Below are 17406 nucleotides of genomic sequence, written 5' to 3'. Positions count from 1 at the left end.
TCGTTTATCAAAGATGATCCACCAGTTTTTTCAATATGTTTCCCCCCTTTGTTTCATCTCGCCACAGGCTTTTATCGTAGCAGAACTTCCATATTTCGATGGTACTCAATACGAAGATGATGCAGAGAGGTATCAGTAGCAATCTGTCGTACAAAAGCAGATACGGCAAAGCAAATCTCAGGATGTAGGAGAGCATGAACAGTATAAAGAGAAAGACCTTGATACCGCTCCTATGTGCGGAGAAAAGCGTCCAGACCATAACTCCGACAGCAGGCATAATGAGAGAAGACACCGTATTTCCCGTATTGAAAAGCGACAAAAACATCAGGATGGAGCCGAGAAAAAGCTCCGGCATACGGGAATAAGCTCTCATGTGGCGAGTTTTGAGGGTCGGCAACAAGAGCATGTGCATTGCGGTGATAAAAAAGAAACGATCCCGATAGCTCTCTCCAAAAAACGGTTGTACGAGTTCACGTTGCAGCCCCAACCACGAAAGGTTCAAGGTATCATCCTGAAGATTGATCTTGTTTTTCTGCTCCCAAAGAGCATACCATTCTGTATAGGTCTCTGTCATACCCTGAATACCTCCGCAGATGATCAGCTGGGAAATAAGGAAAAGAGCGCCCCACAGGAGCGTGTACAGCAGAAAACTCTTTTTCCGGGAAGAGAAAAAGAAATAGACCAGACCGGATAATCCGATCAGATTGACTCCACCACTCAACCAGATAAACAGCGGTGCAATGTTGTCTTTCCCTCCTTTCACGCAAGTGTAAACCAAAAGAAGAGAAGCCACCGTCAGGATATTGATATCGCTTCTCAGGTATGCCGCAGGCAGAAAGATGGCGGCAGTACCGAAGATAAAAAGCCTCCGTTTCGGTTCAAACGGAAGCATCACGATGGCTATCAGCAGTAAAACGGCAGAAAGCAAAGGCAACCACTCCCCAAACAGAGCATGGAGCTGATGGTAGAGAGGTGCATAATATGGTGTTTGATCAAAGCCCATTGCAGAGAAGAATAACATCAGTACTATAAAGAATTGAGATACCCGGCTCTTATAAGCTCTTCTCGCTGATCCTTCAACCAGTTATAGCTTATCGTGAGTTTCTCTAAATCTCGTCCTTCCGGTGTGTATTCGCGGTTTTGGTGTACCCCTTTAGTGTCTATGCAAGACGGCAATGCCATAAAAACATTCGGGAACAGAGGGTGTTCGCTAAGTCGTGAAGCAGGAATCGTGAAAGGTTTCTGCCCTTCCAACGTTGCCTTGAACATCTCCAACATAAGCAGGGCAGGACTTTCAAAAGCCATATATCCCCGATGACGGATAATGAATCGTCCTCCTCGAACAACAATATCTTCCACACTCTCAAAGTCTTCATACGAAAAACCCTTACCCTCTCCGACAAGCTGAGACAAAGGTATACCGCGCACACGGCTACCCTCGAAAGCCACCACCATTTTATCGTCATGGCTTCCCAGTGTATAGACTTCTTCTGCCTCTTCAAGCGGAATATGCAGTGCTCTGCTCAGATGTTTCCGATAGCGAGTGGTATCCAACGCCGAAAGAGAACACACTTTCTCCGGAGCAAGACCGGTCTGCTGTTGCAGTACCAAGCCCATGGCATCTGCCGGATTGGAGACACAGACCAACAGCTTTGTGCTTTGGATATACGGAGCAAAAGCAGTGGAAAGCCGTGCTGTCAGCTCTCCATTCGAGAGAAGAAGCTCTTCGCGCGTTGTCTCTTTTCGGAAAGGGACACTCACCGTATATGCCACAAATGCAACCGGAGGCAGGGTCGTCAGCTGTTCCGGTTCTGTTATGATATCGACCTGAATGGGATAGACGCCACATTCGTAAAGCTCTTCCCGCATTCCCAACAGCTTTTTCTCATCCCGTCCGAAGAGAATCAGGTGAGAAGAAAAACGCATTGCCACCGACATAAAAGCCAGTGCACTTCCGATGTGTCCGGTAGCTCCGATGATCAGGAAAGGGGCAGAGGTAAGGAATCTGTTCATTTACTCTTTTGTCTTTTCTTATACTCACAAAGATACGTTTTTTGTAGAAGCAGAAAAGCAGAAGAAAACTTGCACGTTGGGAAAATTATCACTAATTTGGCAACAAGTCAACAGAGACAATTATGAGTACATAATCGTCTTTAGTCATAAACTCTATAAAGAACCACTCTTAATTATGTCGAGAACTTTTACATTCAACGAACTGAGAAGACTAAAAGATATGTTGCCTGACGGCACTATTCAACGTATAGCGGATGAGTTGGGATTAAAACCTGAAACAGTCCGCAACTATTTTGGAGGAGCTAACTTCAGAGAAGGAAGAAGCACCGGTATACACATCGAGCCGGGTCCTGATGGAGGAATCGTTAAACTGGATGACACCACTATCTTGGACTATGCGCTCAAAATAATGAGAGAAGAGAGAGGAGACAACTTCGACTTCTTTCCCCGTGGCGTAGAGGAATAAATCTGTTTTTATAGCGATAGATAAGACCCTTGTCTCACGGTCAAGGTTCATATATGTTTGTATGAGAAAGATCGTGAGCGTAGGGTCTTTTTTGAACAATCCGGATTAGAATCAATCCTGCTAACCATTTTATTACCATGAGAACAAATTACTATTGTCAGAAATTAAATGTCGTGCCTCTGTTTTGGGGCTTTTTGCTACTAATCTTTATCGGCTTGTCCGGCTGTAAGAGCCCGTCTGCCGTAAAACCTAACACCAATACAGACAAAATGAACAAGTATAAGAAGCTGACTCCGGAAGAGGAGGCGGTGATCGTGGGAAAGGGAACGGAGGCTCCTTTCACCGGCAAACTGCTGGATGAGAAACGCTCCGGAACGTATGTCTGCAAGCGATGCGGCGCTGCGCTGTACCGCTCGGAAGACAAGTTTGATAGCGGTTGCGGTTGGCCGTCGTTCGATGATGAGATCGAAGGGGCAGTACGAAGAGTGCCCGATGCCGACGGATACAGAGTGGAGATCATCTGCGCCAACTGCCATGCCCATCTGGGTCATGTATTCGAGGGAGAGGGCTTCACGTCGAAAGATACCCGCCATTGCGTCAACTCTATATCCATGGAGTTCATCCCCGATTCGGCTAAAGAGCTTCGCCGTGCCTACTTTGCCTCCGGATGTTTTTGGGGAACAGAGTACTTTTTCAGCAAGAAAGAGGGTGTGAAGCGGACGGCTGTCGGATTTATGGGAGGCACTTTGGAGCATCCCTCATACGAGGATGTCTGCACCGGCACTACCGGACACTTGGAGTGCGTAGAGGTAGAGTACGATCCTACAAAAGTCTCTTACGAAGAGCTTGTACGGCTGTTTTTCGAGACGCACGACTTTACACAGCCCGATGGACAAGGTCCCGATATAGGCTCTCAATACCTTTCCGCCATATTCTGTTCGGACAAAGCAGAAGAGGAGACAGGCAAGAAGTATCTGGAGATCCTGAAAGAGAAAGGGTACAAACCGGCTACAACGCTCCGGAAAGCAAGCAAATTCTGGAAAGCAGAGGAGTATCACCAAGGCTATTACGATAGAAAAGACACCACTCCATACTGTCACGGCTATAAGAAGATCTTTTAGTCCGCTACGAAGAAAAATAACGAAAAGAGAGGCAGAACCGCCACATGGTTCTGTCTCTCTTTTATTTTATCCTTCGCTCTTCCCCATACAATCCGCAGGGAAATATATAAGGCATTTCGGTGAGAGCTTTTATATAAAAACAGAGCCCCGATGAGGGTCGGGCAGAACCTCGTCCGGAAGATAAGATTGAGTAGCCGAAAGGGACCAATCAACAATAACAATCTCATAAACAACAAGATACAAGAAATCGCGAATTTGCACTCAGCACTCCTCTCTATCGCTTTCAGGGCTCATTTTCGCGTTAATAGGTGTAAATTTTAACACCCTCACCTGTAAACATTTCTTAATAAAGAAATCTGCCTTTTCAGGGGTATTTTAGGGCAAAAACGCGTAGTCTGCTGATTATTAACATTTTAATGATTTTGGCTAAACACGTTAATCGAATCCGGTAAACGTGTTTAATGAAATCGGTAAACGTGTTTACTGAAAAATTAAACACGTTAAGCCGAAAGAATATGCTGGTTTAGCATTTTGGCTTAACAGGTATCGGAATTTGTGTTAATAAAACAGCCCGAATTTAACAGTTCGATCGTGCTCTGAAAACGACCCCTCCGATCAAAATAGAGAGCCGAAAAAAGCGAGCATTTTTCGGTATGGAATATATAAAAACGAAGGGCTGAAAATTGCGTTCGATAAGATATTTTAGCAAGGAATTACACCTTAAAATGAAACAGAGGAGATTGAAAAAGAAAATGTATCCCCTTGTTACAAGAAATGGTTATCTTTGTAGGTTGAGATTCGTATGCGATCTCACAAAGATTTCGAGAACAACTAAAAACAAGATAAACAGTAGCCATGGCAAAACAAGAAGAGGTATTCAAGAAACTCATATCGCACTGTAAAGAGTACGCATTCGTCTTCCCCTCGTCCGAGATATATGACGGACTGGGCGCGGTGTACGACTACGCTCAAAACGGGGTCGAGCTAAAGAACAACATCAAGAGATATTGGTGGGAAAGCATGACCCTCCTTCACGACAATGTCGTAGGGATAGACTCTGCCATCTTTATGCACCCGGAGATATGGAAAGCCTCCGGTCACGTGGATGCGTTCAACGATCCTCTCATAGACAATAAAGACTCCAAGAAGAGATACAGAGCGGATGTGCTTATCGAAGATCACCTTGCCAAGATAGACGATAAGATTGCAAAAGAGGTCGAAAAAGCGGCAAAACGCTTCGGCGACAGCTTTGACGAGGAGATGTACAAGCAGACCAATCCTCGTGTTATGGGATACATAGAGCAGCGCAATGCGATACACGAACGCTTCTCTACCTATCTGAACGACTCCGACTACGAGGCTCTTCGCAACCTTATATTGGAACTGGACATCGTCTGCCCCATATCCGGAACAAAAAACTGGACGGAAATACGCCAGTTCAACCTCATGTTTGCCACCGAAATGGGCTCTACGGCAGACAGCTCGTTCAAGGTTTATCTGCGCCCGGAAACGGCTCAGGGTATCTTCGTGAACTATCTCAGCGTGCAAAAGACCGGACGGATGAAGATTCCTTTCGGGATAGCACAGATCGGTAAGGCGTTCCGCAACGAGATCGTGGCACGTCAGTTCATCTTCCGCATGAGGGAATTCGAGCAGATGGAAATGCAGTTCTTCGTTCGTCCCGGCACGGAATTGGAGTGGTATGAAAAGTGGAAAGATATTCGGATGAAGTGGCATCAGGCTTTGGGATTCGGTGCAGAAAATTATCGTTTCCACGATCACGAAAAGCTGGCACACTATGCCAACGCCGCTTCGGACATCGAGTTTAAGATGCCGTTCGGGTTTAAGGAGGTGGAGGGTATCCATTCCCGTACCGACTTCGACCTCTCTCGCCACGAGGAGTTCAGCAAGAAGAAGTTGCGCTACTTCGATCCGGAGCTGAACGACAGCTATATCCCCTACGTCGTTGAGACCTCCATCGGTGTGGATAGAATGTTCCTGAGCATCCTTGCAGCCTCCTATGCGGAAGAGGAGTGCGGAGAGGGGGATACAAGAGTGGTGCTTCGCCTGCCGGCTGCACTGGCTCCGGTGAAGCTTGCAGTGCTTCCGTTGGTACGCAAGGACGGCTTACCCGAAAAGGCGCAAGAGGTGATGGAGATGCTCAAGTACGACTTCGCCTGCCGATACGATGAGAAAGACTCCATCGGCAAACGCTACCGTCGTCAGGATGCAATAGGTACTCCGTTCTGCATCACGCTTGATCATCAGAGCTTGGAAGACAATACCGTAACCATTCGTTACAGAGACGATATGACGCAGGAACGTGTTGCAATAGACCGACTTCACGGCATCATCGCGGAAAAAGTAAGCATGAAGAGCCTGCTCAAAAAACTTAAATAATAAACCTAACGCTTATGACAAAGAAGATATACAGCCTGTTGCTGGTTGCTCTGATCTCTTTCCTCTCCGTGGGTTGTGAGACTTCCACCACTCAAGAGATACAGACAGAGAACCAAAAGAAGAGCGAGGCGTATGTGGAGAAGATCTCTAAAGATCCTTCTTACCATGCCATTCCTTTCCCGTTTGCGGTATATCCCGTTTACTACAAGCAGCGCATGGCGCCGAAGATAAAGGATAAGAAGCCGAAACAAAACAGCAAAGTGAGCATCCGATACGTGGGCAAGCTGGTGGATGGTACCATATTCGACAATGCCAGCTACGTCGAGGATGTGATGAATACGGATCCGAACTACGTGCCTAAGCAGAAACCGATAGCAATGGAAATCATGGCTGTCCGTCCCAATATGCAGGTACAGGGCAGTGTCATCATGGGTATGCAGGTGGCTTTACAGTATATGTCTATCGGAGAGAAGGGTACGGTCGTGATCCCCTGGCAGTTGGCTTACGGAGACAGAGGCATTTCGGATATTCCTGCCCGCTCTGCCCTTATCTTCGATTTGGAATTGGTAGATATTCTTCGAGAGTAAACCGATATGCAAAAGCGTCCTTGTATTCTTATCTCCAACGATGACGGTGTCTTCGCCAAGGGCTTGATGGAGCTGATCATCGCCCTGAAAGATCTTGGAGACATTGTGGTTGTGGCTCCCGATGGGCCTCGCAGCGGTTATTCGAGCGCAATAACCTCCTCCGTTCCTATCCATTACTCCTGCGTCCGAAGAGATCCCGGCATCACGATATACAGTTGTAGCGGAACTCCTGCAGACTGTGTCAAACTGGCTCTGAACGTCATCCTGCCCGAAAGACCCAATATGGTGGTCGCCGGTATAAATCATGGGGGCAATCAGAGTATATGTGTAAACTATTCCGGTACACTTGGAGCTGCAATAGAGGGAACGATATTCGACATCCCCTCTTTTGCCGTATCTCTCATAGAGGGAACGCAGGACTCCGACTATCTTCAAAGCTGTCGCTATGCTCGTGCAGTGGCTCGCCGTCTTCTCAAAGACGGGTTGCCAAAAGGGACTTATCTCAATCTGAATGTCCCGAATGTACCCATAGTGAGAGGGATGAGGCTGTGCAGCCAGGCAGACGGGAAGTTTTATGACGAGTACGTCAAGCAGACCACTCCGATGGGCAAAGAGGTCTATTGGATGGCAGGAGCGTTGATGAGTCATGAGCCGCACAATCTCGGCTGCGATCTTTCCGTAGCTGAAAAAGGCTTTGCAACACTTGTTCCCTGCAAGATAGACGTTACAGACTACGAAGCGATGAGGGAACTCAAACACTGGGAGATCTAAAGAGCGCACAGAGATCCGGGATGAAGTATTTTATAATAGCCGGAGAAGCCAGTGGAGATACACATGCGGCGGATCTGGTAAGAGCCATAAAGAAAAGAGACGGCAACGCTTCCTTTGCATTCGTAGGAGGAGAAGCACTCTCGGAAGCAACGGGAGAAACCCCCATAGTACACTACTCCGGTATGGCATTCATGGGTGTATGGGAGGTGCTGAAACACTTGGGTACGATAAGGAAGTATGCAAAAAAGGTTCAGCAGGCACTGCTGGAGTTTTCGCCTGATGTTGTGATACCGGTGGACTATCCGGGATTCAACTTTCGTTACATCCTCCCATTTGTAAAGGAACAACTCCCCTCTGCAAGGCTCTACTATTATATCTCTCCGAAGGTGTGGGCATGGAAGAAGAAACGTATTGCCAAGCTGCGCACCCAAACGGACAAAGTCCTTTGCATCCTGCCTTTTGAGGTAGATTTCTTTAAGAAACACGACCTGCACCAGGTGGTATATGTGGGAAATCCGACCCTCGCCGGCGTAAAGCGTTTTCTGCAAGAGAAACCGCACCTTAACGGGAAAAACATTCATCCCGAAGAGCGCGATACGATAAACAGGAAACCTGTCTGCGCAATCCTCTGCGGCAGCAGGACAGCAGAGATACGTGCCAACCTGCCGGTAATGATACGTGCGGCGGAAGAGGTAGAGGGCGGATGCCATATTATTATAGCCGGAGCACCCGGACAAAAAGAGGATCTGTACGCTTCTATTCCCGAAGCAAAAGGGTATCCTGTTCTGTTTGGACACACTTTCGATATTCTCTCCCGCTCTCATGTCGCCATGGTTACCTCCGGCACGGCAACACTTGAAACCTGCCTACTTGGCACGCCTCAGGTGGTCTGTTATGCGCATGGAGCAGGCTATCTTGCCAACTTCGTATTCAAAAGATTCTTTTCGGTTCCCTTTATCTCACTCGTAAATCTTATAGCGGATCGCCCTGTGGTACAAGAACTTTTCGGAGGAAAGTTCACGACAAAGAGGGTTAAAGAGGAGATCGAAAAGATATTGAAAAACAAGAACTATATGCACGCCATGCTGACCGGATACGAAAACGTGTCCGAAAAATTAGGCGAGAGCGATGCCTCCGAAAGAGCCGCAGAAGAGATTTGCGAAAGAGACTGAGTGAAGAATAAATTGAAAAAATATTGCTCAAACGCTTGCGAGATTAAAATATCCTCTCTATCTTTGCACTCACGAAAGAAGAACATCTGAGTGCGATTCTAAAATGCGGCTGTGGTGTAATTGGTAGCCACGCTAGACTTAGGATCTAGTGTCGAGAGACGTGGGGGTTCGAGTCCCTTCAGCCGCACGAAAGATGAAAAATGAAAGCCTGTAAGAGCAATGCTTTTACAGGCTTTTCTGTTTGATAGTTCGCCTATCTTCGTTATCTTTGTTTTCTGTAACGACCTATCTTAAAGTAAAAAGAGAGGTTGTGTGTAGTCCAAAAGGACAGAAGAGTCGGAAAGACTGCACTAACATATAGAACTTGAAATCTAAATAATCACACTAATAAAGCGTATGGATAAGTTATCTACGACCTTTGCAGGACTTCAATTATCTTCCCCCATTATAGTCTCCAGCTCAGGACTTACCTCTAAAAGTCATAATCTGCTTCGCTACGAACAGGCAGGAGCAGGTGCTCTGGTACTAAAGTCTCTCTTTGAAGAGCAGATAGATAGCGATATAGAACACTTGTATGGAGGAGCAGACTCTCCGGAAGCCATGGATTATCTTATGGCTTATGTCAGAGATAACGCCCTGGAAAACCATCTGACTCTACTTCGAGAAGCCAAGCAGGTGCTTTCCATTCCGGTCATCGCAAGCATCAACTGCTTCAAAAAAGACTCATGGATATCTTTTGCCAAAGAGATCGAAGCTGCCGGAGCAGATGCCATAGAGCTAAACTACATGAGCATAGATACCTCTTTCTCTTCTCCTTACGGTGCTATGGAGACAGAGTGTATAGAGATGGTAGATGCACTATGCAAGCAGACCAAACTTCCTGTAATCGTAAAACTGCCGAAGTACTTCTCCAACATTGTTCGTCTTGTACACGACCTTAAAAAGGTTGGAGCCGCCGGCGTTGTTCTCTTTAATCGCAGCTATGCGATGGATATAGAGGTCGAAAGTATGAGAGTAAAGTCAGGAAACATCTTCACTCGTCCTGAAGATATAGAAGATCCTCTGCGTTACACGGCATTGGTACACGGCGCCATACCGGACATGGATGTAGCTCTCTCTTCCGGAGCACACGATACTCAAGGTGTCCTTAAAGGTCTTCTTGCCGGTGCTTCTGCGGTACAGATGTGTAGCAGTATCTACAGAGATGGAGAGGGATTGATCACTCATGTACTGGGTGAACTGATACGATGGATGGATAGACACAAATACTATAACATCAAAGAGTTTATGGGACATCTTTCCGCTAAGGATGATGAGTTGTCTGCAATGTATCTTCGTACACAGTTCATGAAGTACTACTCCAACCATAAACCGAACTAATCAGGTTCGGACACCTCATTGATCTTTATGATAGATCCTTTTGAGAATATCATAGGGCAGGAGAAGAGTGTCGCCTATTTGAAGCAAAACATTGCTTCCGGCACTCTTCCTCATGCCCTTCTTTTTTATGACAGGGATGGAGGAGAAGGACTTCCCCTCGCTCTTGCCACCGCAAAGGTTTTGCTCGCACGTGGACGAAGCGAAGAAGAAAAAAGCACAATATACAAGAGAGTAGATACTCTTTCTCATCCTGACCTGTTACCGCTCTATCCTATTGTAAAGAAGGATAAACTTGAAACGTCCGAAGACTATCTCCCTCTCTTTCGAGAGCAACTCTCAAAGGAGCCACGCCTTACCTATAAAGAGTGGGGCGATGCCCTTTCGCTTCAAAATACCCAACTCTCCATATCCGTTAAAGAGGCGGAGTATATCGAAGAGAAACTATCCTATCGTCCTTATGAAGCAGACTATCGGGTAGTCCTCTGTTGGCTTCCTGAGAAGATGAATATTTCGTGCGCCAACAAACTCCTAAAATTACTGGAAGAACCTCCAAAAGGAGTACAGTTTCTTTTTGTTGCAACAGCTCCCGAACTGCTCTTATCTACTATTATCAGCAGAGTGCAACGCATTCCGGTGCATCCCATAATGCCCGAAACAATGTCTCAATGGCTTGTGAAAAATTATGGTATTGCGGAAGAGATCGGAAAGCGTATAGCTCACCTATCTTCCGGCAGTATTGTCTTGGCTAAAATGCTCTTGGAAAGTGGAGAAAAGACAACGGAAGAAGCTCTTAGAGCTTACAAGATACTTACCCTATCCATGCGAGGAAATGCCAAAGAGATGAAGCAGGAAAGTGAAGAACTGCATACGGAAAGTAGAGAATATCTCACGGCTCTCTGCAAAGAGTTGGCAGATGCCGTGCGAGAGGCATTTATATGCGGTTTAACTTCTGCCGAGCAAGATCAGGAGGTTCTTCTATATTCCAGAAAAGATAATATTAGGATAGTACGCCAGCTCTCCTGCGTGATTTCGGGAAGGAATGTGGAACAGATTTCCGATGCCATAGATACGGCACGAAAAGAGCTGATGCAGAATGTCAGCGCAAAGATGGTTTTCTTTGATTTGATGCTACAACTGTTCAAATCTTTCTCTGCAAGAGCATGAAACAGACAGCTTCTTACCAAAAAGATATTCTGGGAGAAAAGTTTGAACAGCTCCAAACAACTCAACCGGAAGACTATGAGGGAAAAGTCGTCTGCACGTTAGTCCGAAGAAAGACAAACGCCTCCTCTCAAAAAGCTGTGTTGTACATCCATGGCTTCAACGACTATTTCTTCCAAACCGAGATGGCAGAGCGATTTTGCTCTAAGGGATACCACTTTTATGCGATAGACCTCCGAAAATATGGTCGCTCCTGGATGCCTCACCAACTATTCAACAATGTCCGCGATCTTAAAGAGTATGATGAGGATATACAGTGGGCATTGGAGCAGATCCGAAGCGAGGGTAATAAAAAAGTGCTACTGTGCGGACACTCCACCGGAGGGCTGCTGGTAACCTATTATGCACTTCGCTATCCGGATAGCGATCTGTATCATGCCCTATTCTGCAACAGTCCGTTTTATGGCTTTCAGATAAGTGCTTTAGTTCAAAAAGTACTACCGGTGGTCAGTAAAATCGGCAACCGATATCCGGAGCTACCATTACCCGTTGTTCCTTTTACCGACTTTTATGGAAAAGCTCTGCACATATCGGAGCATGGAGAGTGGAAATATGATCTCAGACTTAAGCCTCACGTTCCAAGTGATACTAAGCTGGCTTTTGTATCGGCAGTGGAACAGGCACATCGCTATCTGGATGAACATACGGAGATAAAGGTCCCTATGCTGGTGATGTGTTCGGATAAATCTTTCACACCGGTACAATGGGATAGTCGAATAATGACCTCCGATATTATCCTGAATGTAGAACACATTCGGGCTTATACCAAGCGACTAAGCGGAGACATCACTTTCTCCCCCATTGCCAATGCCATACATGACTTGGTATTGTCTCCAAAAGAGGTCAGAGAGGAGGTATACCAAAAGCTCTTCAAATGGTGCGAGCGTGTAATGCCAATATGAAAACCCGGAGCCTTCAAACTCTCTTTACAAGATAGAAAAGGTGTCTCTTCAAACTCTTTCGAGTTCTAAGGGACACCTTTTTCTATATCAACAATCAGTACATCTACCTGTTATTGCACTTCGAAGAAGTAAGTAATATTGGAGTAAAGTCCTTTGGCTCCATCCTTTGCAGCAGACTCTTCCGGGGTATAAGTCTTACGTATCACCTCGTTGAGCAGATATCGTCCTTTCCACAAAGGCAACATCTCAAGCATGCCTTCATTAAGTCTATAATAGTTTTTCCTCCAACCATTGTCTGCCAAGATATTCAGAGCAATTCTTTTGGGTACTTCATTGTTCTTGAAAACAGGGAACTTGAAGACTTGAGAGCCATTCTGTTCAGAACGTGTAGGAGGAAGAAGAGAAAGTCCATTCTCGAAAGGACTCTTTTCCATAGGGGATGCTTTAGGATTTCCCACCTTTATCCAGAAAACAGAGAGGTAGTGCAGCTCCGATCCTTGCCACTTTGTAGGAGAGAAGCAGTCGTAGTGTACTCTGTACCAACCCTCTTCAGTAGGAGTAAAAGATGCGGAATAGCAGATTTCTTCCGCCTCTGCCTTCAGATCTATAACAGCTCCGGAAGGAGTGGTAACTTTAAACTCTCCGCTCCACAGTCCCTTCAACCAATCCTTTATCGGGGTTTTATCACTCATGGAAAACTCTCCGAAGAAAAGCTCCACCTTGTGCGCTTCTCCGACAACACCTGTCGTTTTGGACTCCAACCACATGGTGTGTGCACTCGCTACCGGAGCAATCATAAATAGAAGAAGGGGAAGAAAAATCCTGCTTAAATGTTTGTTCATAATGTTGTCTGTTGTTTGTTCTTATGTTTTTGGTAATATTTCCGTTTTATTTGTGCAAATATCATCAATAGTAAAGAGTATCCCAATACCAATCTATGGGTAATTTTTCCGCTGTTTCCACTGAAACATTACCATTCTTCAAGAAAGAAGAAAAAGGCTTTTGAGTAGCAGATCTTTGACATCCCTTTCTTTTGTAGGGGTGCTATATTTTTCGTATCTTGCGAGACATTTTTGAGATCCCATTTACCCCATAAAGAGCGGATCTTATACTTGTAAAATGGAATAAATCACATATAACCTAATACATAATATGGATGCCAAAATTTTTACGTTAGAGGCTTCTCTGCCTCAATATCCGACTTTTGAAGAAGGCATTCGTCGAGCTCCGGACCGTGGTTACCGCCTGACTCCTGCTCAGACGAGAGTGGCACTTCAAAATGCTTTAAGATATATTCCCGTAGAACTTCATGAAAAACTTGCTCCGGAATTTCTGGAAGAGTTGAAGACCAGAGGTAAAATTTATGGATATCGTTTCCGTCCACAGGGAGATCTGAAAGCAAAATCTGTAGATGAGTATAAAGGAAAATGCTTGGAAGGGAAGGCTTTCCAAGTGATGATAGATAATAATCTCTGTTTTGATGTTGCGCTGTATCCATACGAACTTGTTACCTACGGAGAGACAGGACAAGTCTGCCAAAACTGGATGCAGTACCGCCTCATCATGAAATATCTTGAGGAACTCACCCAAGACCAAACACTGGTCATCGAGAGTGGGCATCCTCTTGGATTGTTTGCATCCAAGCCGGATGCTCCGCGTGTAATCATTACCAACTCGATGATGATCGGATTGTTCGATAACATCAAAGATTGGGAAATTGCAGCACAAATGGGTGTGGCAAACTACGGACAGATGACAGCCGGAGGATGGATGTATATAGGTCCTCAAGGTATTGTGCATGGTACTTTCAACACACTTTTGAATGCAGGTCGCCAACGTCTCAACATCCCGACAGGAGGCAATCTTGCAGGAAAACTCTTTATATCTTCCGGATTGGGAGGCATGAGTGGAGCTCAACCGAAAGCTGCTGACATTGCAGGAGCAGTATCCATCACGGCAGAAGTGGACTATTCACGTATCATTACACGCCACTCTCAAGGATGGGTTAAATATATTGCTCACTCCATACAAGAAGCATTTGAGATCGCACGAAAAGGTATCGAAAGCAAAGAGCCGATCTCTATTGCATTTCATGGAAATATCGTAGATCTGTTGGAGTATGCTCTTAAAGAGAACATACATATAGATCTGCTCTCCGACCAAACCAGCTGTCATGCCGTGTATGAAGGAGGATATTGCCCGGTGGAACTCTCTTTTGAAGAGCGCACAAAACTTCTAAAAGAAGATCGGGATGCCTTTGCCGCTGCGGTGGATAGAAGCCTAAGACGCCACTATGAAGTGATCAAAGGATTGGTGGCAAAGGGCACATACTTCTTCGACTATGGTAATGCGTTCATGAAAGCAATCTACGACAGCGGAGTGCAAGAGATCTCCAAAAACGGCATTGACGATAAAGACGGCTTTATATGGCCAAGCTATGTTGAAGATATAATGGGTCCGGAGCTGTTCGACTATGGTTATGGCCCGTTCCGTTGGGTATGTCTGTCCGGAAAAGAAGAAGATCTTCGTGCAACAGACCACGCTGCCATGGAGTGTATAAATCCGGATCGCAGAGAGCAAGACCGAGACAACTATATTTGGATACGAGATGCAGAAAAGAATGCTCTTGTAGTTGGGACAAAGGCTCGTATCCTCTATCAGGATGCGGTAGGCAGACAGCAGATAGCTTTACGCTTCAATCAGATGGTGCGTGAAGGCAAAGTCGGTCCTATCATGTTGGGACGAGATCACCACGATACTGCCGGAACAGACTCTCCTTTCCGTGAGACATCGAACATCAAAGATGGTTCAAACGTGATGGCAGACATGGCAGTACAGTGCTTTGCAGGCAATGCCGCTCGTGGTATGAGCCTTATCGCTCTTCACAATGGTGGTGGCGTTGGTATCGGTAAAAGTATCAACGGCGGATTTGGTATGGTCTTGGACGGCTCCGAACGTGTCGATACCATTCTCCGCACAGCAATGTTGTGGGACGTTATGGGTGGTGTAGCCAGACGTTCATGGGCTCGCAATGAGAATGCCATGAGTACCTCCGAAGAGTTCAACCGCACACATGCCGGAGAGGGATACCATATCACCATTCCTTATCTTGTTGATGATACTCTCCTCGACAATCTTCTGAAATAAAACCTATAAAACTAAATACAAACAATTTTCACATTCAACCACAATTTAAGATGGCAACTGTAAAAAGACTTATGGAGTGCGTGCCTAACTTCAGTGAAGGTCGCAACAAAGAGATTATAGAAAAGATTGTTCAACCATTCCGTGCTACGGATGGTGTCAGACTTCTTGATTATAGCAGCGATGAGGATCACAATCGCACGGTAGTTACCGTTGTTGGAGATCCCGAACCTCTAAAAGCTGCTGTTTTGGAAGCAATTGGGATAGCTCAACAACATATAGACCTTACAAAACATGAAGGACAACACCCTCGTATGGGTGCTGTGGATGTTGTGCCGTTCATTCCTATCAAAAATGTCACCGTGGACGATGCCATAGCTCTATCCAAAGAGGTAGGAGCGGAAATAGCAAGCCGCTACAACATCCCTGTATTCCTTTATGAAAAGTCTGCCTCTGCACCTCATAGAGAAAACCTTGCAGCTATCCGTAAGGGTGAGTTTGAAGGAATGGCAGAAAAGATCAAACAAGAAGAGTGGAAGCCTGACTTTGGTCCGGCAGAACGTCACCCAACCAGCGGAACAGTAGCCGTAGGTGCACGTATGCCTCTTGTTGCGTACAATGTAAACCTCAACACTTCCGATCTTGAGATTGCATCTGCCATCGCAAAGAAGGTTCGCTTCATCGGCGGGGGGCTTCGTTTCTGTAAGGCAATGGGTGTAGAGCTCACAGAAAGAGGCATCACTCAAGTCTCCATGAACCTCACCGACTACACAAAGACTGCCGTTTACCGTGCACACGAAATGGTACGCATGGAAGCTCGCAGATATGGTGTGGAGATCGTAGGTGCTGAGATTGTAGGTCTTGTACCTATGGCTGCTCTTATAGATGTGGCAGAGTACTATCTTGGTCTTGAACAGTTCTCTATCGACCAGGTATTGGAAAACAAAATAATGGAATAAACGATGAAACCCATCGGCAATATTTTTATCAAGAACATTGCTCAGATTGTAACCTGCGAGGGAAACAAGGCAAAGCGAGGAGCGCAAGAGATGAATGCCATCGGTGTCATCGAAGGTCCTGCTGCCATCATAGCTCGCGACGGCATCGTAACATACGTTGGCAGCATGGCGGGTGTCTCCGAAGAGGAGACCCGTGGCTGTCATGAAGTAGATGCTTCGGGGTGTTGCATCCTTCCCGGATTTGTCGATAGCCATACCCATCTTGTCTTTGGTGGGTATAGAGAAGACGAGTTTCAGTGGAGACTTGCAGGAGACAGCTATATGAGTATCATGGAGCGCGGTGGTGGTATTGCCAGCACTATGCGAGCCACTCGCAATGCGACCCTTGAAGAGCTTACCGCTTCCGGAAGATCGCATCTCGATGCCATGCTCAGACAAGGTGTTACCACAGTGGAAGCCAAGAGCGGCTACGGTATGGACCTGGAGACAGAGATCCGTCAGCTTGAAGCCGTGGCAGAGTTAGAGCGTACACATCCTATATCTCTCTACTCCACATTCATGGGGGCACACGATACTCCTCCCGAATACAAGGGGAAAGAGATGGAGTTTATCCACTTCCTGCTTGACAAGGTCATGCCTGTGGTAAAAGAACGCAACCTTGCAGAGTGTTGCGACATCTTCACAGAAAAAGGAGTATTCGATCACGAACAGACGCGTGTACTGCTCAATGGAGCCAAGAAGATGGGCTTTGCGGTAAAGATGCACGCCGATGAGATTGTACCTTTTGGAGGAGCGGAAGTTGCTGCAGAGCTGGGATGCTTGTCGGCAGACCACCTGCTTCAAATCTCGGATAAAGGTATTGCCGCAATGGCAGACAGCAACACCGTAGCCACCGTACTGCCTTGTACGGCATTCTCCTTGAAAGCAGAGTATGCACCAGCCCGCAAGATGATAGATGCCGGCTGTGCTGTGGCAATGGCTTCAGACCTCAATCCGGGCAGCTGTTTCTCCTCTTCCGTTCCTCTTATGATCGCTCTTGCCACCATATACATGAATATGACAGTAGAGGAAGCCATTACCGCTCTTACCATCAATGGTGCTGCGGCAATAGGTCGTGCCGATCAAGTGGGCAGTATTCAGGTAGGCAAGCAAGCCGACATGGCTATTATCCGCTTCCCCTCATACAAGTTCCTCTCCTACCACTTCGGTATGAATCTGGTACGAGACACCATCAAGAGTGGTGTTCGTTACCCTGTAATCTGATTTCTAT

15 protein-coding genes and 1 tRNA gene are annotated in these 17406 nt (G+C 46.2%); 13 read left to right on the top strand and 3 right to left on the bottom strand.

The genetic code is table 11. The features are described 5' to 3' along the window. Positions 1-7: 7 nt before the first annotated feature. Positions 8-1003 (bottom strand): glycosyltransferase 87 family protein, encoded by a 996-nt coding sequence (locus HQ29_RS03720; RefSeq protein ID WP_161781555.1) that lies wholly within the window; start codon positions 1001-1003, stop codon positions 8-10. 23 nt (positions 1004-1026) lie between these two features. Next, positions 1027-2013, bottom strand: coding sequence for a lactate/malate family dehydrogenase (locus HQ29_RS03715; protein ID WP_036867624.1), 987 nt, complete (start codon positions 2011-2013; stop codon positions 1027-1029). Positions 2014-2188: 175 nt separating this feature from the next. On the opposite strand from HQ29_RS03715, the gene HQ29_RS03710 reads away from it, so the two are divergent. The 10 genes from HQ29_RS03710 to HQ29_RS03665 all read left to right on the top strand — a co-directional run bounded on the left by HQ29_RS03710 (position 2189) and on the right by HQ29_RS03665 (position 12033). Then, a complete protein-coding gene (locus HQ29_RS03710) occupies positions 2189-2479 on the top strand; it encodes a hypothetical protein (RefSeq protein WP_052079486.1) in 291 nt (96 codons plus the stop codon). A 269-nt stretch (positions 2480-2748) separates the two neighbouring features. Next, positions 2749-3600 (top strand): bifunctional methionine sulfoxide reductase B/A protein, encoded by an 852-nt coding sequence (locus tag HQ29_RS03705; RefSeq protein ID WP_036867622.1) that lies wholly within the window; start codon positions 2749-2751, stop codon positions 3598-3600. Between the two features lie 855 nt (positions 3601-4455). Beyond that, positions 4456-6000: a glycine--tRNA ligase gene (locus HQ29_RS03700; protein WP_036848069.1), complete on the top strand. Its 1545-nt coding sequence runs from the start codon at positions 4456-4458 to the stop codon at positions 5998-6000. Positions 6001-6014: 14 nt separating this feature from the next. Then, positions 6015-6587: an FKBP-type peptidyl-prolyl cis-trans isomerase gene (locus HQ29_RS09860; protein WP_052089775.1), complete on the top strand. Its 573-nt coding sequence runs from the start codon at positions 6015-6017 to the stop codon at positions 6585-6587. A gap of 6 nt (positions 6588-6593) precedes the next feature. Continuing rightward, positions 6594-7358 carry a 5'/3'-nucleotidase SurE gene (gene surE, locus HQ29_RS03690; RefSeq protein WP_036791257.1) on the top strand — a complete coding sequence of 255 codons (765 nt, stop codon included), beginning with the start codon at positions 6594-6596 and terminating at the stop codon, positions 7356-7358. 20 nt (positions 7359-7378) lie between these two features. After that, positions 7379-8530 carry a lipid-A-disaccharide synthase gene (lpxB, locus tag HQ29_RS03685; RefSeq protein ID WP_036867620.1) on the top strand — a complete coding sequence of 384 codons (1152 nt, stop codon included), beginning with the start codon at positions 7379-7381 and terminating at the stop codon, positions 8528-8530. Between the two features lie 105 nt (positions 8531-8635). After that, positions 8636-8717 (top strand) — tRNA-Leu (locus HQ29_RS03680). Positions 8718-8926: 209 nt separating this feature from the next. Beyond that, a complete protein-coding gene (locus tag HQ29_RS03675; protein WP_036791253.1) occupies positions 8927-9910 on the top strand; it encodes a dihydroorotate dehydrogenase-like protein in 984 nt (327 codons plus the stop codon). A 27-nt stretch (positions 9911-9937) separates the two neighbouring features. Then, positions 9938-11074, top strand: coding sequence for a DNA polymerase III subunit (locus HQ29_RS03670; protein WP_036867618.1), 1137 nt, complete (start codon positions 9938-9940; stop codon positions 11072-11074). Further along, positions 11071-12033: an alpha/beta hydrolase gene (locus HQ29_RS03665; protein ID WP_036867617.1), complete on the top strand. Its 963-nt coding sequence runs from the start codon at positions 11071-11073 to the stop codon at positions 12031-12033. Before HQ29_RS03670 ends, HQ29_RS03665 begins: the two co-directional genes overlap by 4 nt. Before the next feature lie 110 nt (positions 12034-12143). Here HQ29_RS03665 and HQ29_RS03660 read toward each other — a convergent pair whose 3' ends face one another. After that, a complete protein-coding gene (locus HQ29_RS03660) occupies positions 12144-12875 on the bottom strand; it encodes a hypothetical protein (protein ID WP_036867616.1) in 732 nt (243 codons plus the stop codon). Positions 12876-13185: 310 nt separating this feature from the next. On the opposite strand from HQ29_RS03660, the gene HQ29_RS03655 reads away from it, so the two are divergent. From HQ29_RS03655 to hutI, 3 genes are read left to right on the top strand one after another with little or no spacing between them, the layout of a single operon-like run. Then, positions 13186-15180, top strand: a complete 1995-nt coding sequence (locus HQ29_RS03655) for a urocanate hydratase (protein ID WP_036864214.1) — start codon at positions 13186-13188, stop codon at positions 15178-15180. Positions 15181-15230: 50 nt separating this feature from the next. Then, on the top strand, positions 15231-16136 hold the full coding sequence (gene ftcD, locus HQ29_RS03650; RefSeq protein WP_036867614.1) for a glutamate formimidoyltransferase: 906 nt from the start codon (positions 15231-15233) through the stop codon (positions 16134-16136). 3 nt (positions 16137-16139) lie between these two features. Further along, the gene (hutI, locus tag HQ29_RS03645; protein ID WP_036867613.1) at positions 16140-17399 is read left to right on the top strand and encodes an imidazolonepropionase; all 1260 of its coding nucleotides are present in this window, start codon (positions 16140-16142) and stop codon (positions 17397-17399) included. The last annotated feature ends 7 nt before the right edge of the window (positions 17400-17406 follow it).

This window comes from Porphyromonas canoris (assembly GCF_000765975.1).
Classification (GTDB): Bacteria; Bacteroidota; Bacteroidia; order Bacteroidales; family Porphyromonadaceae; genus Porphyromonas_A; species Porphyromonas_A canoris.
Note: the sequence above shows the minus strand (reverse complement) of the source record. Positions and strands in the feature narration are given on the sequence as shown.